This window comes from Niallia sp. MER 6, assembly GCF_023714395.1.
Taxonomy (GTDB): domain Bacteria; phylum Bacillota; class Bacilli; order Bacillales; family Cytobacillaceae; genus Niallia.
In genome coordinates this window covers 199,158-220,508 of sequence record NZ_JAMAUK010000001.1, presented here as the reverse complement: position 1 = coordinate 220,508, position 21,351 = coordinate 199,158, and the positions used below count along the sequence as shown (strand labels likewise).

25 protein-coding genes are annotated in these 21,351 nt (G+C 38.9%); 19 read left to right on the top strand and 6 right to left on the bottom strand.

Annotated elements, in window-relative coordinates; genetic code table 11:
- Nucleotides 1-22: 22 nt before the first annotated feature.
- On the bottom strand, nt 23-637 hold the full coding sequence (locus M3600_RS01105) for a YktB family protein (protein WP_233314564.1): 615 nt from the start codon (nt 635-637) through the stop codon (nt 23-25).
- Nucleotides 638-950: 313 nt separating this feature from the next.
- On the opposite strand from M3600_RS01105, the gene M3600_RS01100 reads away from it, so the two are divergent.
- The 3 genes from M3600_RS01100 (at nt 951) to typA (ending at nt 4,155) form a co-directional block, all read left to right on the top strand.
- The gene (locus M3600_RS01100; protein WP_233314562.1) at nt 951-1,145 is read left to right on the top strand and encodes a hypothetical protein; all 195 of its coding nucleotides are present in this window, start codon (nt 951-953) and stop codon (nt 1,143-1,145) included.
- A 185-nt stretch (nt 1,146-1,330) separates the two neighbouring features.
- Nucleotides 1,331-2,131: an inositol monophosphatase family protein gene (locus tag M3600_RS01095; protein ID WP_233314560.1), complete on the top strand. Its 801-nt coding sequence runs from the start codon at nt 1,331-1,333 to the stop codon at nt 2,129-2,131.
- Nucleotides 2,132-2,319: 188 nt separating this feature from the next.
- Nucleotides 2,320-4,155 (top strand): translational GTPase TypA, encoded by a 1,836-nt coding sequence (gene typA, locus M3600_RS01090; protein WP_233314557.1) that lies wholly within the window; start codon nt 2,320-2,322, stop codon nt 4,153-4,155.
- A gap of 591 nt (nt 4,156-4,746) precedes the next feature.
- Here the strand turns inward: typA and M3600_RS01085 are convergent.
- Nucleotides 4,747-4,947 carry a YlaI family protein gene (locus tag M3600_RS01085; protein WP_233314545.1) on the bottom strand — a complete coding sequence of 67 codons (201 nt, stop codon included), beginning with the start codon at nt 4,945-4,947 and terminating at the stop codon, nt 4,747-4,749.
- 79 nt (nt 4,948-5,026) lie between these two features.
- A complete protein-coding gene (locus M3600_RS01080; protein ID WP_233314542.1) occupies nt 5,027-5,617 on the bottom strand; it encodes a YhcN/YlaJ family sporulation lipoprotein in 591 nt (196 codons plus the stop codon).
- Between the two features lie 170 nt (nt 5,618-5,787).
- Here M3600_RS01080 and M3600_RS01075 point away from each other — a divergent pair, with 170 nt between their 5' ends.
- Nucleotides 5,788-7,128, top strand: coding sequence for a PhoH family protein (locus M3600_RS01075; protein ID WP_233314536.1), 1,341 nt, complete (start codon nt 5,788-5,790; stop codon nt 7,126-7,128).
- Nucleotides 7,129-7,328: 200 nt separating this feature from the next.
- Here M3600_RS01075 and M3600_RS01070 read toward each other — a convergent pair whose 3' ends face one another.
- Nucleotides 7,329-7,820 carry a peptidyl-prolyl cis-trans isomerase gene (locus M3600_RS01070; protein ID WP_251644608.1) on the bottom strand — a complete coding sequence of 164 codons (492 nt, stop codon included), beginning with the start codon at nt 7,818-7,820 and terminating at the stop codon, nt 7,329-7,331.
- Between the two features lie 215 nt (nt 7,821-8,035).
- Between M3600_RS01070 and M3600_RS01065 the strand changes: the two genes are divergently transcribed.
- The 12 genes from M3600_RS01065 to coaD all read left to right on the top strand — a co-directional run bounded on the left by M3600_RS01065 (nt 8,036) and on the right by coaD (nt 16,748).
- The gene (locus M3600_RS01065) at nt 8,036-8,317 is read left to right on the top strand and encodes an Fpa/YlaN family protein (RefSeq protein ID WP_233314534.1); all 282 of its coding nucleotides are present in this window, start codon (nt 8,036-8,038) and stop codon (nt 8,315-8,317) included.
- Nucleotides 8,318-8,506: 189 nt separating this feature from the next.
- Entirely contained in the window at nt 8,507-9,730 is a 1,224-nt protein-coding gene (locus tag M3600_RS01060) for an FtsW/RodA/SpoVE family cell cycle protein (RefSeq protein ID WP_251644607.1), read from the top strand.
- A gap of 391 nt (nt 9,731-10,121) precedes the next feature.
- The gene (gene cyoE / locus M3600_RS01055; protein ID WP_233314531.1) at nt 10,122-11,048 is read left to right on the top strand and encodes a heme o synthase; all 927 of its coding nucleotides are present in this window, start codon (nt 10,122-10,124) and stop codon (nt 11,046-11,048) included.
- Between the two features lie 309 nt (nt 11,049-11,357).
- A complete protein-coding gene (locus M3600_RS01050) occupies nt 11,358-11,825 on the top strand; it encodes a DUF420 domain-containing protein (protein ID WP_233314530.1) in 468 nt (155 codons plus the stop codon).
- 106 nt (nt 11,826-11,931) lie between these two features.
- Nucleotides 11,932-12,990 (top strand): CAP domain-containing protein, encoded by a 1,059-nt coding sequence (locus tag M3600_RS01045; protein ID WP_396953775.1) that lies wholly within the window; start codon nt 11,932-11,934, stop codon nt 12,988-12,990.
- Nucleotides 12,991-13,141: 151 nt separating this feature from the next.
- Nucleotides 13,142-13,564, top strand: a complete 423-nt coding sequence (locus M3600_RS01040) for a YlbD family protein (RefSeq protein ID WP_233314528.1) — start codon at nt 13,142-13,144, stop codon at nt 13,562-13,564.
- Nucleotides 13,565-13,576: 12 nt separating this feature from the next.
- Nucleotides 13,577-13,816, top strand: coding sequence for a YlbE-like family protein (locus tag M3600_RS01035; RefSeq protein ID WP_233314527.1), 240 nt, complete (start codon nt 13,577-13,579; stop codon nt 13,814-13,816).
- Nucleotides 13,817-13,904: 88 nt separating this feature from the next.
- Complete coding sequence (locus tag M3600_RS01030; protein WP_233314526.1) at nt 13,905-14,318, top strand: hypothetical protein; 414 nt, start codon at nt 13,905-13,907, stop codon at nt 14,316-14,318.
- Nucleotides 14,319-14,417: 99 nt separating this feature from the next.
- Complete coding sequence (locus M3600_RS01025) at nt 14,418-14,864, top strand: YlbF/YmcA family competence regulator (RefSeq protein ID WP_233314524.1); 447 nt, start codon at nt 14,418-14,420, stop codon at nt 14,862-14,864.
- Nucleotides 14,865-15,003: 139 nt separating this feature from the next.
- Nucleotides 15,004-15,279: a YlbG family protein gene (locus M3600_RS01020; protein ID WP_233314523.1), complete on the top strand. Its 276-nt coding sequence runs from the start codon at nt 15,004-15,006 to the stop codon at nt 15,277-15,279.
- 386 nt (nt 15,280-15,665) lie between these two features.
- On the top strand, nt 15,666-16,238 hold the full coding sequence (gene rsmD, locus M3600_RS01015) for a 16S rRNA (guanine(966)-N(2))-methyltransferase RsmD (RefSeq protein ID WP_233314790.1): 573 nt from the start codon (nt 15,666-15,668) through the stop codon (nt 16,236-16,238).
- On the top strand, nt 16,239-16,748 hold the full coding sequence (coaD, locus tag M3600_RS01010; RefSeq protein ID WP_233314522.1) for a pantetheine-phosphate adenylyltransferase: 510 nt from the start codon (nt 16,239-16,241) through the stop codon (nt 16,746-16,748).
- Nucleotides 16,749-16,772: 24 nt separating this feature from the next.
- Here the strand turns inward: coaD and ylbJ are convergent, their stop codons facing one another.
- On the bottom strand, nt 16,773-17,999 hold the full coding sequence (ylbJ, locus tag M3600_RS01005) for a sporulation integral membrane protein YlbJ (protein WP_233314521.1): 1,227 nt from the start codon (nt 17,997-17,999) through the stop codon (nt 16,773-16,775).
- Nucleotides 18,000-18,139: 140 nt separating this feature from the next.
- Between ylbJ and M3600_RS01000 the strand changes: the two genes are divergently transcribed.
- Nucleotides 18,140-18,931: a patatin-like phospholipase family protein gene (locus tag M3600_RS01000; protein ID WP_233314520.1), complete on the top strand. Its 792-nt coding sequence runs from the start codon at nt 18,140-18,142 to the stop codon at nt 18,929-18,931.
- A gap of 28 nt (nt 18,932-18,959) precedes the next feature.
- Here the strand turns inward: M3600_RS01000 and M3600_RS00995 are convergent, their stop codons facing one another.
- On the bottom strand, nt 18,960-20,174 hold the full coding sequence (locus tag M3600_RS00995; RefSeq protein ID WP_251644606.1) for a nucleotidyltransferase: 1,215 nt from the start codon (nt 20,172-20,174) through the stop codon (nt 18,960-18,962).
- A gap of 333 nt (nt 20,175-20,507) precedes the next feature.
- Here M3600_RS00995 and M3600_RS00990 point away from each other — a divergent pair, with 333 nt between their 5' ends.
- Nucleotides 20,508-21,017, top strand: a complete 510-nt coding sequence (locus M3600_RS00990) for a YceD family protein (protein ID WP_233314518.1) — start codon at nt 20,508-20,510, stop codon at nt 21,015-21,017.
- Between the two features lie 96 nt (nt 21,018-21,113).
- Nucleotides 21,114-21,287 (top strand): 50S ribosomal protein L32, encoded by a 174-nt coding sequence (gene rpmF / locus M3600_RS00985; protein ID WP_016200993.1) that lies wholly within the window; start codon nt 21,114-21,116, stop codon nt 21,285-21,287.
- Nucleotides 21,288-21,351: the final 64 nt, after the last annotated feature.

Below are 21,351 nucleotides of genomic sequence, written 5' to 3'. Positions count from 1 at the left end.
ATATTGTTTTCTTCCTCTTTTTTTAGATGGATAGTTTATAAAATGGCAGCAACGTTTCATATGTGTTGTCCACTAATTCAGCAAACTTTGCTCCGTCTTGTAAGATTGGATCATTTGCATCGAAATGTCTGCCAACAAGGAATTCTGCTTTTTTGACATCTCTGAATCTTTCCAATGCCTTTTGTAAGTCAATTTCAGCTATTGGGAAAGACTCTTTTTTCATATGATCCATTGATACTACAAAATCTCCAGGGATTTCTGTAGAGAATCGCTCCATATTCTCTAAAAATACATTTGCGATGCTGCTTTTGTTTGGAAGCTCGTAAATATAGGCAAGCCATATAAATACATGATCATCAAATAATCCAAGCTGGAAATGCGGATGCTGCTTATAGCCTCGTTTGTTCCCTGCAATTGCCATCCATGTATCCTTCGGAGGATTTACGGTGCGGCGTGCATGCTTCGCAATATGCAAATGCATTTCGATTCCTAGCTTGCTTGAAAGGCTGTCAGTCAGCTCTTGACCAATCTCCTTAAATTTCGGCTGTATGCGAGTTTGGATTGCTTCCATTCTTTCCTCTAAACCATCTATTGTAAATGTTTCGAAATCGTTTTTGTTAAAACCAGCAAATTTCATAATTTCTAGAAACTCCTTTACTCGTTTATATCTTAGCTTTTTGGGTAAACAGATTGTAAGAAGGAAAGCAAGTTAGTTAGAGAGCGTGTGATCATTTCTCTAAAACTTTTCTTAAATTAACTATCTGCTTACAGTAATTCCTAATTCTGTACCGCTATTCTGTATTTTAGCATACATATTGCTGACAAGAGAAATGATTAGGACTAAAGGTTAGGTAATAGCACATATTTGTACCACTGATAAGGAAAGCGACATATTATATAAGAAATAAAAGAAGCAATCCACTAAAGTCTATGGAAGGGGTGTACTGTCCGTGAAACAATTAATGAATTCATCAAAAAGAAATAGACTAGAAAATGAGAAGAAAGCTGTTTTGCGATTAGAAATGGATTATGAGCTTGCTACATTATTTGATGCAATTAAGGAAAACAATGAAATGCAGAAAAAAGCTAGCAAACAGAAGCTTGAAAAGATTCGACAGGAACTTCTGAGACTTAAGGCATTATAGGTAGCGGTTTAAAAATCATAAATAAAACCCTTCTCCCGGTTTTATTTATGATTTTTTCCGTTGTTGTCATTTTGTTGGAATTTATTTCTTCATGCATGATAAAATAACGATAAGCAAAAATATAAGAATAGCATACGGAATAGGGCAGCCTGAAAAAATTATTTCAGTACGAGAAGGATGAGAATATGACAAATTGGCAAGAGGTCGATACATATGCGAAACTTTGGATTAAAGAAGCGGGGGATAGGATAAAAAAATCCTTCACCAAAGAATTAGTAGTAGAAACAAAATCTAACAAAAATGACTTAGTTACAGAAATAGACAAAGGGACAGAACAATTCCTAATAAGTAAAATAAAAGAGGTATACCCGGAACATCATATTCTAGGCGAAGAGGGCATGTCATCAGGAGTTAATGACCTGAAAGGGGTTGTCTGGATTATTGACCCGATTGATGGAACGATGAATTTCGTCCATATGCAACGGGACTTTGCCATATCAATCGGAATATACGAAGATGGAGTCGGCCAAATCGGACTTATTTATGATGTAGTCGCTGATGAACTTTATCATGTGAGAAAAGGGAACGGCGTATATATGAACAAAACGAAATTGAAGCCGTTAAAGCCTACTAAAGTGGAAGAAGCTATCATCGGCTTGAATGCAACATGGGTAACGGAGAATAAAAGGATTGATCCTAAATATCTTGCTCCGCTTACGAAGGATGCAAGAGGCACCCGCTCGTTTGGTTCAGCTTGTCTGGAGCTTGCCTATATCGCAGCAGGACGAATGGATGCCTATATAACGTTAAGGCTGTCTCCGTGGGATTATGCTGCAGGCAAGATAATGGTCGAGGAGCTCGGCGGTAAAGTAACCAGTCTCAAAAATGAAGAACTTGATATGCTGACGCAAAATTCATTCTTTGCCTCAAAACCAGATCTTCATGAAGAGATATTGCAAAACTATTTAAATAATGGAAAATGGTGAGACAGCAAATAATTGCTGTCTTTTTTAAATGTAAATAATGTTTCCGTTTACATTTATTTTTTTACTGTTTTTTTTGTTTTAAGAGAAAAACCCTTTAGGTTATTCTCATTTTCTATGGTATAATGACTCAGTTATAATGTGTAAACTAATGATAAACGAGATAGACATTTCAGGTAGGAGTGAAATTTTTGAAGATTAGAGAAGATATTCGTAATATCGCTATTATTGCCCACGTTGACCATGGGAAAACAACGCTAGTTGACCAGCTGTTAAAACAATCTGGTACATTCCGTACGAATGAACATGTAGATGAGCGTGCAATGGATTCAAATGATTTAGAAAGAGAACGCGGTATTACAATCCTTGCAAAAAATACTGCAATTCAATATAAAGATACAAGAATCAACATCTTGGATACTCCAGGACATGCTGACTTCGGTGGAGAAGTAGAACGTATCATGAAAATGGTTGATGGTGTGCTTCTTGTTGTCGATGCATATGAAGGCTGTATGCCACAAACACGTTTCGTTCTTAAAAAGGCGCTTGAGCAAAACTTAACGCCAATCGTCGTAGTTAACAAAATTGACCGTGATTTCGCACGTCCAACAGAAGTTATCGACGAAGTACTTGATTTGTTCATTGAACTTGATGCATCTGAAGAGCAGCTTGAATTCCCAGTTATATATGCTTCTGCAATTAACGGAACTGCAAGCACAAACCCAGAGCAGCAAGATGAAAACATGCAATCATTATATGATGCAGTTGTTGAGCATATTCCAGCTCCAGTTGATAATAGAGATGAGCCGCTTCAATTCCAAGTATCTCTTCTTGACTACAATGACTATGTAGGACGTATCGGAATTGGCCGCGTATTCCGCGGAACAATGAAAGTAGGTCAGCAAGTTGCTTTAATGAAGCTTGATGGAACGGTAAAACAATTCCGTGTAACAAAAATCTTTGGTTTCTTCGGTCTGAAAAGACAAGAGGTAGAAGAAGCTTATGCTGGAGACTTGATTGCAGTTTCTGGAATGGAAGACATCAACGTAGGAGAAACAGTATGTCCTGTTGAGCATCAAGAAGCATTGCCTGTATTGCGCATTGATGAGCCGACATTGCAAATGACATTCCTAGTGAATAACAGCCCATTTGCAGGTAGAGAAGGTAAATACCTGACTTCAAGAAAAATTGAAGAAAGACTTCGTGCACAATTAGAAACAGATGTAAGCTTGCGTGTAGAAAACACAGATTCTCCTGATGCATGGACAGTATCTGGACGCGGTGAATTGCATTTGTCTATCTTGATTGAGAACATGCGCCGTGAAGGTTATGAACTACAAGTTTCTAAGCCAGAAGTTATCGTTCGTACTATCGATGGAGTTCGTTGTGAGCCAATCGAGCGCGTACAAATCGATGTGCCAGAAGAGCATACTGGAAGCGTTATGGAGTCTATCGGTGCCCGCAAAGGTGAAATGCTAGATATGATCAACAATGGTAACGGCCAAGTTCGTTTGATCTTCAATGTACCTGCACGCGGACTAATCGGATATACTACTGAGTTCTTAACACTAACTCGCGGTTACGGAATCATCAACCACACATTTGACAGCTACCAGCCAATGGCTTCAGGTCAAGTAGGCGGAAGACGTCAAGGTGTGCTTGTCAGCATGGAATCTGGTAAAGCATCTACTTACGGTATCATGCAAGTAGAAGACCGCGGTATCATTTTCGTAGAAGCTGGTACAGAAATCTATGAAGGAATGATCGTCGGAGAACACACTCGTGAAAATGACATCACTGTTAATATAACGAAAGTAAAACAAGCGACAAACATCCGCTCAGCAAACAAAGACCAAACAGCTACAATGAAAAAACCAAGAATCATGACTTTGGAAGAATCTTTAGAATACTTGAATGACGATGAGTATTGTGAAGTAACGCCTGAATCTATCCGTCTTCGTAAGAAGATCCTTGATAAATCAGAGCGTGAACGTGTAGCGAAAAAGAAAAAGCTTGCTGATCAATAATAAATAAAAAAGGCTGTTCCTTTAGGGAACAGCTTTTTTTGTGTTTGATTTTTGAGTTCTGTTGAGATAGGTACTAGCGCTTTTATAGGGGCGTGTGATTGTTTGGGGAGGAGGTCATAAGCCAAATAAGCCAATGAGGTTGAAAACCGCACCTCCTTGGCTTATTCGTCTTATGCTAGTCGCCGATAAGCAGGCGCTCTCCGCTTTTCAGGTGTCTAGCTCCGAGCGCCATCGGCTCGAGTCATAAGCCAAGCTGTCAAAGGGAGGTAAAGAACACCTCCCATTGCCACCTCGTCTTATGCTAGTCGCCGATAAGCAGGCGCTCTGCGCTTTTCGTAATGTCTAGCTCCGAGCGCCATCGGCTCGAGTCATAAGCTAAGCTGTCAAAGGGAGGTAAAGAACACCTCCCATTGCCACCTTGTCTTATGCTAGTCGCCGATAAGCAGGCGCTCTCCGCTTTTCTTAATGTCTAGCTCCGAGCGCCATCGGCTCGAGTCATAAGCCAAGCTGTCAAAGGGAGGTAAAGAACACCTCCCATTGCCACCTTGTCTTATGCTAGTCGCCGATAAGCAGGCGCTCTCCGCTTTTCTTTTACCATTCTTCTTCTTTTATTTTGCTTCTGTAGAGTACGAATTTTCCGGAGTCGATTCGTTTTTGTGTGTTTTCGGTTATTCTTGTTTCGCATTCTTTGCACATATATGTGTGAATGGGTCTGTTTCTTAGTCTTTTTGCTTGAAAGGAGTTTTCTTCAATATCTTCGATTTTGTCGCATATTACACATTTCACTCTCAATACGTGCACCTCTAATCAATCTTTGTTATTTATTTGATTATAGGTTTATTATAATAAAAAATGCTGTGGAAATCGAATGTTAGTCTTTCAAGTGATTGTTTGATTGTTCGTCTTGGTCTTTTTTGAGCTGATTCTTTTCGTTTTCGTTCAGTTTATTGTCAGGTGTTTTCAGATTGCTGCCTGGGTCGTTATTCAGGATATCTGCTGGTAATTCTGGGATAATTCTGCCGGTAATGTCGGCGAGTTCATTGAATATGCCTTGTACTGGTTCACCGTCCTGGATGTCTTCGGCAATTTCTGCTAGGCGCGCATTGATATCAGGATCTGCAACAATCATCGCATTTGCGCCATTTGGGTCGTTTTTAAGGCTTTCTGCTACAGCATACTTAATGGAGCCAACCTCTGATCGGTCTAAGTTAGAATTTATATCAATTCCGACAATAGCATATCTTCCTATTACTACGGCTGTGGCATCATTCACATTAGGAATGCTTGTTGCTAAATTTACAAGACGCTCGGAAATTTCTTGGCCGGATTTTCGATTTACATCATCTATCGTTGAGTTTTTAACGTCCGCTAGATCGTTGTCTGTTTGTGCATCACGATTACCGTTAGCGGCACAGCCAGCAAGCAATAGTACAAGACAAGTACATAAAATGCTTTTTTTCATGCAGGATTTCCTCCTTTTATGATGATTCCTCTAAAATTTTTTTACACTTCTAATGTTTATTGTGCAAAATATCTTCTATCTTTATTCGATAAAACATATATTTTATCAAGGTTCTTTCCGATATCGGAGAGTAGGGCAACTCATGACGTTTTAGAGCAGGAGGCATCAGTTTGAGTAAAATTTATGTTTTAGATACAAATGTCTTGTTACAGGATCCTTATTCCATTTTTTCTTTTGAAGAAAATGATGTAGTCATTCCAGCAGTAGTTTTAGAAGAGGTAGACAGCAAAAAAAGGTATATGGATGAAATAGGGAGGAATGCAAGACAAATATCCAGACTAATTGACAATCTAAGAGAATCAGGAAAGCTGCATGAAAGAATACCACTCGAAAATGGCGGCACATTACGAATCGAATTGAACCATCGCTCTTTTCACCAGCTGCAGGAAATTTTTGTGGAGAAAACAAACGATAACCGCATTCTGGCAGTTGCAAAAAACTTGTCTTTAGAGGAAGAGAAAAAAGAGGATGGACGAACTGTCATACTGGTTAGTAAGGATACGCTCGTCCGAGTGAAGGCAGATGCAATCGGCCTTGAATCAGAGGATTTTCTGAGCGACCGGGTGGTGGAAAACGATCATCTTTATACTGGTTTTACGGATGTACAAGTAACCTTAGATATATTAAATAAGTTTTATGAAAAAGGGCAGCTGCTTATTTCTGAATTGGGAGCTGGTTATAATACAGGAGCTTTTTATCCAAATCAATTTATCCTCCTGAAGGATGTACTTGGTTCGTCCTCATCAGCGTTAGCAGTGGTGGATGCAACTCGTAAGTATGTGAAGAAGCTCATTTTTGATCATGAACATATATGGGGAATTCGTCCGAGAAATGTTCAGCAGACGATGGCGATTGAACTGCTGCTGAAAAGAGACTTGCCGCTTGTCACATTGATTGGCAAGGCTGGAACAGGTAAAACTTTGCTTGCATTAGCATCAGGTCTGATGCAGACAGAGGATTATGGAGATTATAAAAAACTGCTTGTTGCAAGACCGATTGTACCAATGGGGAAGGACTTAGGTTTTCTTCCTGGAGAAAAGGAAGAGAAGCTGAGACCTTGGATGCAGCCTATCTTTGATAATCTGGAGTATCTTTTCAATACAAAAAAACCAGGAGAGCTGGAAGCAATACTAGCTGGAATGGGGTCTATTGAAGTAGAGGCGTTAACCTATATAAGGGGAAGAAGCATACCAGATCAGTTCATCATCATTGATGAAGCGCAAAACTTAACAAAGCATGAAGTGAAAACGATTCTGACACGAGTGGGAGAAGGCAGTAAAATAGTACTCATGGGAGATCCGGAGCAAATTGACCATCCGTATCTTGATGCTTTCAATAATGGTTTGACATATGTAGTCGAAAGGTTTAAAGACCAGCAGATTGCAGGGCATGTCAAGCTTGTCAAAGGAGAGCGGTCTGGTTTAGCCCAATTGGCTGCAGACCTGCTGTAATAAAGTATGTGCATCTATTTCAGGCTGTTGTGACAGTATATCCTTCTGAAAGTGTGTCTGATAAAAACGCATCTCGATTGACAGCTTGAGATCACGTTTAGAAAGATAAGCGGTTTCAAAACAGCCTGGCATAGTTGGATTTAAAGTACTTTAGTTAGTAACCATAAAAAGGGCAAGCTGATATAACTAAAAAGCAATGTTTAAGTAAGTTCAAATCCTGTGATGGACGTTAACGGCGTTTGGTCTATTCCTTTGTTTTTAAAAAATAAATGAATAGGTCCGCTGTCCGTTAGCGGCTTACCGTTTTTGCAGAAAAGCAGCACCATATCATCTACAACGCTTAGTGGGTAAGTAAGCTCCTTTTCTGCAGATTGGATCACAATTTGCTCTGCTTCTTTTAATGGCTCGGCATTTTTTATAAAAGGCGCAAGCGGCATGTAAAATGTACCTGTTATTATCTCTTGTTTTTTAAATTTTTTTCCTGCAGCTTTTTCAGGCAAATGTGCACCTTCAAGCAATTCCCGGTCCCAGTGCTTCGAAACCTCTTTCGTATATGCTTCCAAATCAGACTCAGATTGCGTCAAAGCAAATATTTCCTCACTTGTTTTTTTTCGGTCATCAAAAATCCAAACACTTGGATCGATAGTAATTGGAAATGCGACTAATCCCTTTACTTGCATGATTTGGTTCATATTTTTATCTCTCCTGTCTGTATGACTGCAATTAGTATGTATGTTTTTAGTATATCTTGTCTATGTTTCTTTGTCAGTTTTTAACTTTCGGCAGGTAAGGAGAATTCTAGATTAGCTTTCCTGTAAATAACTTTCTTGTGATAGTTCTTGCAATTTTCCTATGTTGAGTTTAAACTTTATAGATAGGATAATCGCTCGGAAACGGGGGGATAGGGTTGACTTCTGATATGATCATAAACCATAAAGAGAAAGCAAATGCACTGTTAAAAGCAGATGCTGACAAAATACTAAAGCTTATAAAAGTTCAAATGGATAATTTAACAATGCCGCAATGTCCTTTATATGAAGAAGTTCTGGATACACAAATGTTTGGATTATCCAAGGAGATAGATTTTGCTATTCGGTTAGGGTTAGTGGAAGAAAGCGTCGGCAAGAAGATACTAGACGAATTAGAAAAAGAACTCTCAGTATTACATGAAGCGTCTATAAGAAAATAATAAGCGAACTCAAACAAACGAACTTATTGTTTGAGTTTTTTTATTGTTGAAATCCATGTGATATTTTTTATATCATGTTAGAATAGTAAAAGCAGCAAAAGAAAAACTTCCAAGCTAATAGGCAGGAATTGAAACAAATGGCAGCGAATGTATTGTCATTGCTTAAACTTTAGTAAGGGGTAGCAGCGGATGTTCAAAAAAATCTTAAAATCATATGATTATACACTGATTGTTGCAATGGTATTACTTTCTCTATTTGGAGTAATTATGATATACAGTGCCAGTATGGTATCATCTGTCCAATATTATGGGGAAGACAGCAGCAGTTTCTTTTATAAGAAACAGATTCTTAACTTGCTTGTGGCAGGAGTGGCCTTTATTGTTGTCGCCCTTTTTCCTTATAAGGCATTTATGAGCAATAGATTTCTCGTTCCCATGGTTTTTATATCGTTAATTGGTCTTTTCGGTGTTTTTATTCTTGGTCATGTGGCAGGAAATGCACAAAGCTGGTATAAGCTTGGAACTGCAAGCCTGCAGCCTGCGGAATTCGTTAAGCTGTCGGTGATTGTTTATCTCTCCGCCATCTATGCGAAAAAGCAATCTTACATAAACGAATTTAACAGAGGGGTTGCACCGCCGCTCGCATACTTATTGCTTGTATGTATGCTAGTCGGCTTACAGCCTGACTTTGGAACAGCAGCGATAATCTTCATGATTGCGGCAACGATTATTATCTGTTCCGGAATGAGTTTGAAGAACTTGTCAAAGCTAGCCGGCATCGGCCTTGCTGTAGTGGCAATTGCTGTAGTAGTTCTTCAGCTTTTTGGCAAAGATGTCTTGACTGAAAAGCAGCTGAGCAGGATTTTCGTATTTATGGATTCGCCTTTTGCTGAAGACATGGTCCAATCCACCGGCTACCAAATGAGCAACTCGCTTATTGCCATAGGCGGAGGAGGCTTAAAAGGTCTTGGATTAGGACAGGGTATACAAAAGCTCGGATATTTAACAGACGGCCACACAGACTTCATTATGGCGGTAATTGCAGAAGAGCTCGGTATTTTTGGGGTAGGTTTTGTAGTCGTATGCTTAAGCTATATTGTGTTAAGAGGTATATATATTGGATTGAAATGCAAAGATCCTTTTGGCAGCCTCCTTGCAATCGGGATTTCAAGCATGATTGGCATCCAGTCTTTCATTAACATCGGCGGTGTGTCAGGAGTGATACCTCTAACAGGTGTTCCGCTCCCTTTCGTAAGCTACGGAGGGTCATCGCTTGTACAGCTCGCCATAGGCATGGGAATATTGCTGAATGTTTCGATGTTCACTAAATATGAAAAAGTGTATAAAAATCGAGAAGAGGCTGTTCCTGAGGTTCCTTTGAGAAAAAGAATCGCACAGCAGGAAAGAATCTAGCATAAAGAAGATGCCCTAGTGGATTAGGGCATCTTCTTTAATTTTCCTATGTAAGTGAAGTATATCCATTTCAGTTATTTTATTTGGCTAACGGGGCAATTAGATTTATAATAGATTGTGGGTCGAAGGAATCTATTTCGCATAGAGAGACTTTTATTTTTTTGTAAAAAAATGCGGAAAAAAAGATTGAAATATGTTTTAATTATAAAAGGGCCTTTTTTCATCGTTTAAATGTTGTTAATAATTGTGAAATTGGGCACAAACAATCATTTACCTTTATGTTTATATAAAGGAAAGATGAGTTTAAGTGGGAATGAACAGTAATTCCAATTGCACTTTTAAGCTTTTTATAAAGGATATAGATTTGGTTTAAATAAGGGAGGAAACATCTATGGCAAATTATAGAGCGTATCCTGAAGCTCAGGTTGACGGGGAAGAATCATTGCCAAAAACATCTGCGTGGAAGGATTTCTTAGCGCTGATCAAAGTAGGTATTGTAAATTCTAACCTAATTACAGTCTTTACAGGATTGTGGCTGGCGCTGCATTTTTCTGGAGAGAAATTTTTGGTGAATATCGACACAGTCTTGTATACATTAATTGGTTCAGCCTTAATTATTGCAGGATCTTGTGCACTAAACAATTATATTGACAGGGATATTGATCCGCTGATGGAAAGAACTAAGGAGAGACCGACTGTTACTGGGAAAGTCACACCAGGCAAGGTTGCAGTTCTCGGATTCGGTTTGCTTGCAATCGGAACATTCTTTATGCTTCTAACGACTATCTCTGCAACGGTGATTGCATTGGTAGGAGCTTTCAGCTATGTGGTTGTCTACACAATGTGGTCTAAGAGAAGACTTGTTTCAAACACAGTTATCGGTAGCTTTTCCGGTGCTGTTCCGCCTTTAATCGGTTGGGCGGCAATTGATCCGAATCTTGATATTATGGCATGGAGCTTGTTCTTAATTATGTTCTTCTGGCAGCCACCGCATTTCTATGCATTGGCAATTAGAAGAGTAGAGGAGTACAGAGCAGCAGGAGTGCCGATGCTTCCTGTTGTAAAAGGCTTTGAAGTAACAAAAAAACATACGTATGCATGGGTTATCGCTTTACTTCCATTGCCATTCTTATTAGTGAAACTTGGTATTCCTTTCTTAATTCTGGCAACATTGCTTAATATCGGCTGGATTATCACAGGTATTATTGCAAGCAAGAAAAAGGACGAGATTAAATGGGCGACTGCTATGTTCGTATATTCTCTTCAATATATGACCATTTTATTCGTTGCCATGGTCCTTGTCACATTCATCATCTAAGTAAGAGGATATTCTATCAATGGATAGACACGATCATTCAACATAACTCCAATACTTAAGGCAGACTTACTTAACAGTAATTCCTAAAGCAGGCACAGTATACTTGATTCTTGCTTTAGGAAGCCGTTAAGATGAAAGGGAAAGCTAGACAAACTTTGGAGAGATTGTCGAATAGAAGTGTTATCCTTTTGCTAGAATATCCTTTTTTTGTCTTGCTTGTTTCATACATATTTTTATTGTGTGCAAGGTACACTTGTTAAAAGCTTAGGGAATTCCCTTTAAAAATACTTATTTAGAGAGGGTTTGAAAATGAATTATTCACTACCGGTTTTACCTACTATTAGCACTGCATTTATTGTATTGAGTGCGATTTTTGTCGCAATTGGCTGGGGCTTAATAATCAAACGAAAATTGGAAGCACATCAAAAAGCAATGCTTATTGGCGCAATCTGTGCGGTTATTTTCTTTGTCATCTACGCTTCCAGAACTATTTTTATCGGGAATACTGCATTCGGTGGACCAGATGATATTAAAATATACTACACAATATTTCTGATTTTTCATATCACTTTAGCAACAACAGGCGCTGTGTTAGGAATTACGATGCTTGTCACAGGTTATAAGAAGAAATATGAAATTCACCGTAAGATTGGCCCAACTACGAGCATTATCTGGTTCTTCACTGCCATTACCGGTGTTGCGGTTTATTTACTGCTTTATGTAATCTATCATGGCGGAGAGACTACCTCTGTTATTAAAGCTATACTAGGATTTTAATTTCTAAAAAGTTCAGTCTATCAGATTTTATTTTAATAATGCTATACTATTTAGTAAGCAGCAAACATATAATGATAGAAATGATGGTAGAGAGGGGGTTCAGCCTCTGAAGACATTACTCAGAATTGTAATTATTATTTCTATATTGCTAGCGGTCTGGTTTTACATGAGTATTACTGATACAAGTGAAAACTCTGATGCCCTTGTAGATGACGGCACGAACTCAGCGAAAGTCGATGAAGGTCTTTCAGAAGAAGCGGACGAAGACACATCGATTTCAATGCCTGAAGAGGGGCTTGGAAGCATGATCGGCAGCAGTGCAAAGGACCTTGTCAAAAAATACGGAGAACCAGCAAGAAAAGACCCATCCAATTACGAATATGAATGGTGGATATACAATCAAGATTCCTCTAAATATTTTCAGGTTGGTGTGCTCGATGATAAAGTGGTGACGATTTTTGCAATTGGACAAGATGTGAACATAGCTCCGTACAAGATTGGCGAAGAAATCGGCAATATATATGAAAAGACACCAATCGAGACAAATATCAGTTTGAATTATGAGGACTCCTCCTACCGGTTTGAGCTTTCAGAAGATGAAATTAACAACAGGCCTCTTGTGAAAATGGGCGATTATTATGTGCAGCTGTACTTTGATAAGTTTACAGGAACACTCTCAAGCGTCCGTTATATGGATGCACGAACATTGCTTCAAATCAGGCCGTATGAGCTTGTATACAGAGGAGAGCTTTTGGAAGCAGATTTGGTAGTGAAGGAAAATGAAGCTGTTGAGGATGGCAATGAACGTCAAATATTAGATATTACGAATGTTATTAGAAGCAGGTTTAATTTAGGGAAGGTTCAATGGGATGAAGACACAGCAACAGTAGCTTTAGGTCATAGTGTAGATATGTATGATACGAAGAATTTTTCCCATACATCTGATAAATATGGCGACCTGGAGGAACGGCTCAAGACAGGAGATGTTTTTTATCAGCTTGCAGGGGAAAATATAGCAGCGGGATACACAGATGCAGCTGCTGTTATGGAAGGCTGGCTGAACAGCAAGGGGCACAGGGAATGCCTCTTGAATGAAAGCTTCACCCATTTAGGTGTAGGAGTATATAATAAATACTACACGCAAAACTTTATTGAAAAATGGTAAAAGGTTAACTGCAGCACTTTTATTGCTAAGAATCCACTTAACAATAAAAGTGCTTTTTTATGCCCAATTTTCTTTTGCCAACTAGGCACCTTTTAAGGAAGTTAACATATAGTAAGGTAGGCAAATTCAGCGTAATAGAGGTGAAAAAAGCATGTCAGGTAAACAACTTCATCCTTCAGTCCAACAATTTAAAGAGTTTGTGAAAGAGAATCCCCACATTATTCAAGAGGTGAGAAGTGGCGAAGCAACATGGCAGCAGTTATTTGAAGATTGGTACTTGCTGGGAGAAGAAGACGCTCGCTGGAGCAGTGAGCAAAATACAGGGCAAAGTACAGAAAAAACCGAAGAGACAGGAACAAATACAAGTAAATCATTATGGATGTCTTCTATTATGGATTCCATAAAAAATATGGATCAAAATCAGCTGCAAGGCTATATCGCTAATATCAACCAAGCGCTTGGTACAATTCAAGGTGTCATTGCGCAGTTTTCTCCAAACAGCAGCCCCTCTCAAGAGGCCAGCAAAGGTAAAGTGCAACAGCCGACAGGTCCTTTTGCATTTAGAAAAGATTAAGGAGGCAAATCTTTGAGGAAAAACGTGAAAGAGTACTTAGAGGAAAACAGGGAATTGCAGCAATTTATTCGGGAACAGCCGCTTTGGTACAGACAATTAAGCAGAAATCCAGGTGAATTACAGAGTTTTGAAGTTGCTTCATTACATTATTATAAAAAGACTATTCCTCATCATGTGGAGAAGTTTTCCAATGGTGTCCAAATGGCCTCGATGATGGTCGGGATGTTCCAAGCAATGAACTCACAATCGTGATGGTAAATTTTCGGCACTCTGTGTGAGTAAAAAGGGAAGCAGCAGCGAATACTAAACGAAAAGAATTCATGTTAGGGAGCTGTTCCTTATGAAAAAAATTCTAATGTTTTGTATTCCTGCTTTATTCCTTTTGAATGGCTGCAACAATGACGTTCCAGATCCTCAAGTGAAGGAGGAAGGACAAGCAGCAATGAATTTAGGAAGTGAAACAGCATTAGCATCAGCATACGTTCAGAGTCAAGATATTACCGTGCATTACCTCATTAAGGGTAATAATGTTTATATTGATTGTAAAGCACCATCTCTTTCTTTTCGCGAAGACAGTGGCAAGGAAACAGGGAAAATTATATTAGAAATGGACGGCAAGACTGTAGGGGAATACAAAAGCGCAGCATTTGTTGTCAGGAATGTAGAAAGCGGCCAGCACCAAGCTCTTCTTAAAATTATTAATAACAAAGGGATAAATTTGTTTCAAAAAGAATTTACCGTGACAATCAACTAAGTCCTGTTAAGGCAAGTTTTATGTACAGCTGTTTTCGTAACAGATTGCTTTCTTTTCTCGTATTTATCAGTTAAAATGAGAATTGGAGGTGAGCTAATCGTGCTTGCTACAACTGAAATGCTTATGTTACAAGAAGAGGCAGAGTCCATAGCGGAAATGATATTGGAATCAGATGTGGCAGAACAATATCGTATGCGCATGGCAAACCTTATAACTGATAAAGAAACACAGGGGAAAATCATTTCTTTTAATGAAATGAAAGAACTGTACGAAGAAGTGCAGCGCTTCGGCAAATATCATCCTGAGTATAAGAGAGTTATGATGGAAATCAGACAGCTCAAAAGGGATATGGATATGGACGAGAATGTTGCTGCATTTAAGATAGCAGAAAATAATCTGCAAAAATTGCTCGATGAGGTCAGTGTTATCATCGGAAGATCTGTTTCTGAATTCGTAAAGGTACCAACAGGAAACCCGTTCTTCGATGAGCTTTCCGGCTGCAGCGGAGGCTGCGGAAGCGGAGGCAGCTGCAGCTGTTCGGCATAAATGATAGAAGGCGATGATGATTGCTTCATCGCCTTTTTTATGGATTAATGAAGGCGGAACCTTTCTAAAATTTACATAATTCATATGAATTTTTTTATTGCTATGCTAGAATATAAAAAAATAGAAGCGGGGGAATATCATGCTAGGGCAGAGACAAGGCATCATCGTGTACCTTTATTCGTTGAAGCAGGCGAAAATGCTGCGCAGATATGGAAATGTCCACTATATTTCCAAACGATTAAAGTATGTTGTGCTATATACTAATTTAACGGAAACAGAAGCTCTAATGGAAAAGTTAAACTCCTTTTCATTTGTGAAAAAAGTAGAGCCTTCGTATAAACCGTTTTTAAAAATGGAATTTGAAAATTCTAAACCGGACAAAGCAAAAGAATATGATTATAAGATGGGCATATAAAAAAACTAAGAATACATCTTGGTTTTTTTATTTTGAAAAAAAAAACCTGCAAGCTATTTGCTTGCAGGCTCCTTCTATATCCTCTTACAGGAAAGAAGGTAAAGGGAGAGGAGAAACCGGAGGAAGAACTTATGGGGAAACGTAAGTCTTCTCCGCGGTTGGCAACAACATCCTCGAATAGATGTTGTTAATTACAGTATTGCCAAGGAAGCGCACCTTATACATCAAAGTTTGCTTTTTTGTGAAAAATTAAAAACAGCTTGAGATTTGTGTGTGCCGATATCTGATTCTTTATAGAAGTGTAAATGAGTGTTGGAATCCCGGGAATGTTTATGATAGGATAGTCAATGATAAACTATCAACTAATAAATCAGTGGTGATGTATGATGAGAGTCGTTTCAGGAACGAATAAAGGCATTTCATTAAAGGCGGTGCCTGGCAATTCGACAAGACCGACTACGGATAAAGTGAAAGAAGCAATCTTCAATATGATTGGCCCGTATTTTGAAGGCGGAATTGGTCTCGACCTGTTTGCCGGCAGTGGTGGATTAGGGATTGAGGCGTTAAGCAGGGGGCTTGAAAAGGTCATTTTTGTTGATAAGGATGGAAAAGCTATACATACAGTTAAGACGAATATCGCTGCTTGCAAATTGGAAGCTAAAGCAGAGGTTTATCGCAATGAAGCAGACAGGGCGCTTAAAGCGCTAATAAAAAGAGATGTAGTTTTTGATTACATATTTTTAGACCCGCCTTATAAAAAACAGCAATTGGAGAAATTAGTCCTGATTATTAATGAAGAGGGCCTCCTTGCTGATGATGGTGTAATAGTTTGCGAACATGGTTCAGAAGTAGCACTCCCGGAAAAAATCGGCAGTTTTCAGCAAATTAAATATGAAAAGTATGGAATCATTGCTGTATCGATTTATTCAAAACAAACAGATATGGAGGAAAATGCATAAATGGCTAGTATTGCAGTATGTCCTGGCAGTTTTGATCCAATCACAAATGGTCATATCGACATTATTAAAAGAGGGGCAAAAGTTTTTGATCAAGTTTATGTTTGTGTTTTAAACAACTCATCGAAAAAGCCGTTTTTTTCTGTGCAGGAAAGACTTGAGTTAATAAAGGAAGTAACAAAGGACATTCCTAATGTAACTGTCTCCTCATATGAAGGTCTTCTTATTGAATATGCGAAAAGTGTCAATGCAACTGCCATCATTCGCGGCCTTCGTGCTGTTTCTGATTTTGAGTATGAGATGCAGATCACATCTATGAACAGAGTCTTATCAGATGAAATTGAAACTTTTTTTGTGATGACAAATAACCAATATTCATTTTTGAGCTCTAGTATTGTGAAAGAGGTCAGTAAATACGATGGAGATATATCTGAACTCGTACCGCCATCGGTTGAGAGTGCGTTAAAGGAAAAATTTCGTCAGTTAAAAAGTACAGATAAAAAGGGATTGTGAAGATTTTTCACAATCCCTTTTTTGTTAAACTGTCCGTTTCTTTCCTGGAAGCCGGAAGAAAAGGATGACAACATAAACGGACAAGCAAATAATGGTAAATGCCGGACCTATCTCCATCCATTTTTGCATAGCTTGGCTAATCCATCCCTGGTCTTCTAAAAACGCGGGCATCGCAAACGCTGGTTTATCATCATTAAGGAAATTCGCGCTGAAAACATCCCAGAACAAATACGTGTAAATACTTGCAAAAATAGCTTGCAGAATTCGTGCGAAGAAGAACGGCTTAAAACCAATATCTGTTTGTGCTAAGATACTTGCAACCTGTGCTTGCACACTCAATCCGCAAAAGCCAAGAATCATGCTTGTCACAATTGCTTGTTGCATTAAAGTGCTCGATTCTACTCCGCTTGTTAATTTACTTCCCAGCGTAATCTCGAAAATCCCGGCAATAAATGGGATAGACAAAGCGGTGGAGAAGGAAAAAAGCTCAAAGAATTTATCTATGAACCCAGCCAAAAGGGAAGTTACCTGCAAGTGAAACAGCAAGCGATTAATAACAGAAAAAAGAATGATGAACCCGCCTACCATTAATAGAGACTGTATGGAAGATGTTACAGCATCACCTAGCAGCTTTCCTAATGGACGCTTATCCTTCAAGCGGGTGTGATGAAGCTCCCGCAATGCACGCTTCAAAGAAGGAACTTTGCTGCTCTTTTTATCTTTCGGAATCTTTTCATCTACTCCGTAAAATCTCATACAAAGACCGACAGTAAAATTCGCTAAGTAATGGGCTCCTGCCAGCAGAAATCCAAGCTTCGGATTATGAAAGAAAGCAGCAGAAACGGCGCCGATAATGAACATCGGGTTAGAAGCATTTGAAAAGGAAACGAGCCTTTCAGCTTCAACCTTCGTAATTTGCTTTTCTTCTCTTAACCTGGCTGTTAATTTTGCTCCTGTAGGGAAGCCGGATACCATCCCCATCGCCCATACAAACCCGCCGACACCTGGAACTTTAAAAAGTGGGCGCATTACCGGTTCTAGTAAAACCCCTAAAAATCGAACAACTCCAAATCCGATTAAAACTTCAGATAAAATGAGAAAAGGAAGCAATGATGGAAAGACGATTGTCCACCATGTGTTTAGACCGTCCTTGGATGCTTCGACTGCTGTTGCAGGGAATGTAACTAGTGCAAAAGCTAAAAAAGATGCAGTGCCAGCTAGAATTATGGTTTTCACTTTCGAACGATACAAGAATATATTCCCTCCCCTTTATAAAACATCTATTTCAAACTCGTCCTTTTAGCCCTCTACCAAACAATATACTCATAAGCAGAAAAAAAAGACCATAAGATTACTATGACCAAATTAAATAATTGGAGGGTTTTCCTTTAATGAATAGACCGAAGATTGGATTAGCACTTGGTTCCGGCGGTGCCAGAGGGTTTGCGCATATCGGAGTCATCAAAATATTAAAAGAGGCCAATATTCCGATAGATTATATCGCAGGAAGCAGCATTGGAGCGATAGTTGCTTCCCTTTATGCGGCAGGCTCAGATATTGACAGACTTTATTTCATCTCTAAATTTTTTAAACGAAAATATTATCTTGATTTCACACTCCCGAGAATGGGTTTTATAGCAGGAAACAAAGTGAAAGAGCTTATTCATTTGTTTACGTATGGAAAAAATATTGAAGATTTGGATTTCCCTATTGCGATTGTCGCAACAGATTTGTCGTTGGGAGAAAAGGTTGTCTTTAAAAAGGGGCCGATTGCAGAGGCTGTCAGGGCAAGCATTTCGATTCCAGGCATTTTTGTGCCGGAAAAAATGGACGGGCGGCTTCTAGTGGACGGAGGAGTAATCGACAGGATTCCTGTTTCTGTCGTGAAAGAAATGGGAGCAGACTTAGTGATTGCCGTTGATGTAGCAAATGTAGGCAATGATGCCGAGATAAGCTCTATATACGATGTCATCATGCGCAGTATTGACATTATGCAGCGGGAGCTTGTTAATTATCGGGAAGAGGCGAGTGATTTTATGATAAGGCCCCAAGTTGAAATGTTTAACAGCAAGGCTTTTACCGATTTAGAGAAAATAATTGAAAGAGGAGAAGAGGAGGCAAGACTGCATACAGCTAACATAAAAAAAGCGATAGCAAAATGGAAAAGAGAAAAAAAGGAATGACCTGTTTTTACTTGGTCATTCCTTTTTTTTATTCATCTACCATGATAGGAACATGACTGTATTCCATCGCTAATAGCTCCTTCTGGTTTGCAGGGTGTGCACCCAGTGCATAAATAGATGCTGCTCGTATGTCTAAGTCAATTTGATGATGTTGTATGGAAGAAAGCTTGCTGATAAGTGGGAGTTTAAGTGTCTTTTTGTGCTTCTTCAAATAAGCTCTCCCTAGTTTTGTGCTGCCTAACAGTCGCAAGTATGCAGGTGTGTCGTTCTTTTGTATTTCCCCTTTTGTTGTGTTTGTCAGAATATGGACACATATTCGCTGGAGCCTTGTCCAAGTGTAGCGTTTCGTTTTCAACAAGGACATGAACTCCTGAAAGGAATCTGCTTTTTGACAAATCGCCAAAATTCGGTTCTCAATACCTTCCTCCACTTCATAAATCGTTTGCAGTTCACTCGGTGACATTTGTATAAGCCTAAACTTAAGATATGGCCAGTAATTTTCCCATTGATGAAAAATAGAGAAGGTTTGTTTGTAGTCTTCTAAGATCTTCAGAGTAGTGGTATTCACGTAGGGTGCAATCGTTTGAACGCTATGTTTTTCAAAAATTTCCTTGCGGATGCTCGTAGCGCTGGCAATAGTCTCGGAACTAAAATATGAATCATGATAATTTGCTTTAATCCGCGGAATTGTATAAAGACCCATCTGCAAGCCTTTTGACATTACTGCTTTTACATACTCAAAGCCCAAAATATTGTTTGGCAATGTTAAGTCGGCAATATTATCCTCACCTGTTGTTAAATCCGTAAAGGCAAGTGACATTGCTTTTGGATAACTGCAGCCTTCCTGCAGATGCTGCTTGATCCTTTCAGCGAATAAAGCATTCTTGCTAGTCAAGATATGGTATGCATTCATAAATTCATTAATTTTTCCAGACTCGCTGCCAAAGCAAACAGCATCACAGTGTAAACTGTCCAACAACTGCACTGCTCCTTGTGCAAAAATGGTTGCATGTTGTACGCTAAACGCATAGGGAAGTTCAATGACAAGATCAGCACCGCCAGAAATCGCCATCTCTGCTCTGTGCCATTTGGAAACTAATGCGGGTTCGCCCCGCTGCAGGAATGGTCCACTCATAACTGCTATGACAATATCTGCATCTGATAATTCCTTTGCTTTTTGGATATGATGTAAATGTCCATTATGAAATGGATTATATTCGACAATTATCCCAACAGCTTTCATTTCAAATCTCCTTACAAGTTTCTTTCAAGAATGATTGGCATTGCTTTCGTAACTATATCGATTAAAGCTCAATTTCTTATCCTAGAATACATGATAAAGAAACGATAAGCAAAGCTTATAAAGCAAGGATTCTTTTTGCGAAAAAAGGTGCAGCCATAATATTTGCAATTCCGTCTTTTCGAGGTAGAATAGATACAGTGCTATTGCATTAGAATTGCAAACCCATCATGCTTTTAAGTATAAAAGGGAAAAGCAAAGATAGTGTAAAGAAAAAATATTGACAAATAATTATATGAAAGCTATAATTACCTTTGTTGCCTTGGGGTGATATATATGAAATGGACGTTAAGCCAGTTACAAAAATACCGAAGTAAGGGACTATCTATTGATGAAACAATCAACGCAGATGGAATTAAGGAAGTTGATTCCTCCATCAGGCGTGTATCTCCTATGCATATTACAGGAAGAACAGATATTGATTCAAAGAAAGTGACTTTTCATTTAAAAATACAAGGTCATTTAGTATTACCTTGCTCTCGTACTTTAGTAGACGTGGATTATCCAATTAATGTAGAAACGACTGAAACTTTCCTTTTGAATGTTCCGGATTATGAAACAGGAGAAGAGGAAGTTCATCAAGTAAAGGGCGATGTAATTGACTTATTGCCAATTATAGAAGAAATACTTTTACTTGAAGTACCAATGCAAGTCTTCTGTGAAGACAGTACAGAAGAGGGTGCTCCTCAATCCGGTAAGGACTGGGAAGTTATCCATGAGCAAGAGAAGAAGGAGAAAGTTGATCCTCGGCTTGCAGGACTTGCGAAATTTTTTGAAAATGAGTAAAGCTCCTTGCTTTATGCTTGGACAAACAAGAAAACCTGAGAATGGATTGTATCTGCTCTCAAGACTTTCTTAATACTCTTTAAGGAGGTGGGAAGAATGGCTGTACCTTTTAGAAGAACATCTAAAACTGCAAAAAGAAAACGTCGTACACATTTTAAATTACAAGTGCCTGGTATGGTAGAATGCCCTAACTGTGGTGAAATGAAACTTGCTCACCGCGTATGTAGCGCTTGCGGAACATACAAAGGTAAAGAAGTTGTAAGCAACTAATTTTCCTTTGAAAAAAGCACCGGACAAATAGTCCGGTGCTTTTTTTGTGCTTAAGTTAATCTTA

Coding starts and splice junctions, on each gene's coding strand:
- M3600_RS00990 (WP_233314518.1), top strand. CDS start 20,508: ATGAAATGGACGTTAAGCCAGTTACAAAAATACCGAAGTAAGGGACTA.
- rsmD (WP_233314790.1), top strand. CDS start 15,666: ATGAGAGTCGTTTCAGGAACGAATAAAGGCATTTCATTAAAGGCGGTG.
- M3600_RS01060 (WP_251644607.1), top strand. CDS start 8,507: ATGTTCAAAAAAATCTTAAAATCATATGATTATACACTGATTGTTGCA.
- coaD (WP_233314522.1), top strand. CDS start 16,239: ATGGCTAGTATTGCAGTATGTCCTGGCAGTTTTGATCCAATCACAAAT.
- M3600_RS01080 (WP_233314542.1), bottom strand. CDS start 5,617: ATGAAAAAAAGCATTTTATGTACTTGTCTTGTACTATTGCTTGCTGGC.
- M3600_RS00995 (WP_251644606.1), bottom strand. CDS start 20,174: ATGAAAGCTGTTGGGATAATTGTCGAATATAATCCATTTCATAATGGA.
- M3600_RS01095 (WP_233314560.1), top strand. CDS start 1,331: ATGACAAATTGGCAAGAGGTCGATACATATGCGAAACTTTGGATTAAA.
- M3600_RS01070 (WP_251644608.1), bottom strand. CDS start 7,820: ATGAACCAAATCATGCAAGTAAAGGGATTAGTCGCATTTCCAATTACT.
- M3600_RS01050 (WP_233314530.1), top strand. CDS start 11,358: ATGAATTATTCACTACCGGTTTTACCTACTATTAGCACTGCATTTATT.
- cyoE (WP_233314531.1), top strand. CDS start 10,122: ATGGCAAATTATAGAGCGTATCCTGAAGCTCAGGTTGACGGGGAAGAA.
- M3600_RS01040 (WP_233314528.1), top strand. CDS start 13,142: ATGTCAGGTAAACAACTTCATCCTTCAGTCCAACAATTTAAAGAGTTT.
- M3600_RS01105 (WP_233314564.1), bottom strand. CDS start 637: ATGAAATTTGCTGGTTTTAACAAAAACGATTTCGAAACATTTACAATA.
- M3600_RS01030 (WP_233314526.1), top strand. CDS start 13,905: ATGAAAAAAATTCTAATGTTTTGTATTCCTGCTTTATTCCTTTTGAAT.
- rpmF (WP_016200993.1), top strand. CDS start 21,114: ATGGCTGTACCTTTTAGAAGAACATCTAAAACTGCAAAAAGAAAACGT.
- M3600_RS01020 (WP_233314523.1), top strand. CDS start 15,004: ATGCTAGGGCAGAGACAAGGCATCATCGTGTACCTTTATTCGTTGAAG.
- M3600_RS01000 (WP_233314520.1), top strand. CDS start 18,140: ATGAATAGACCGAAGATTGGATTAGCACTTGGTTCCGGCGGTGCCAGA.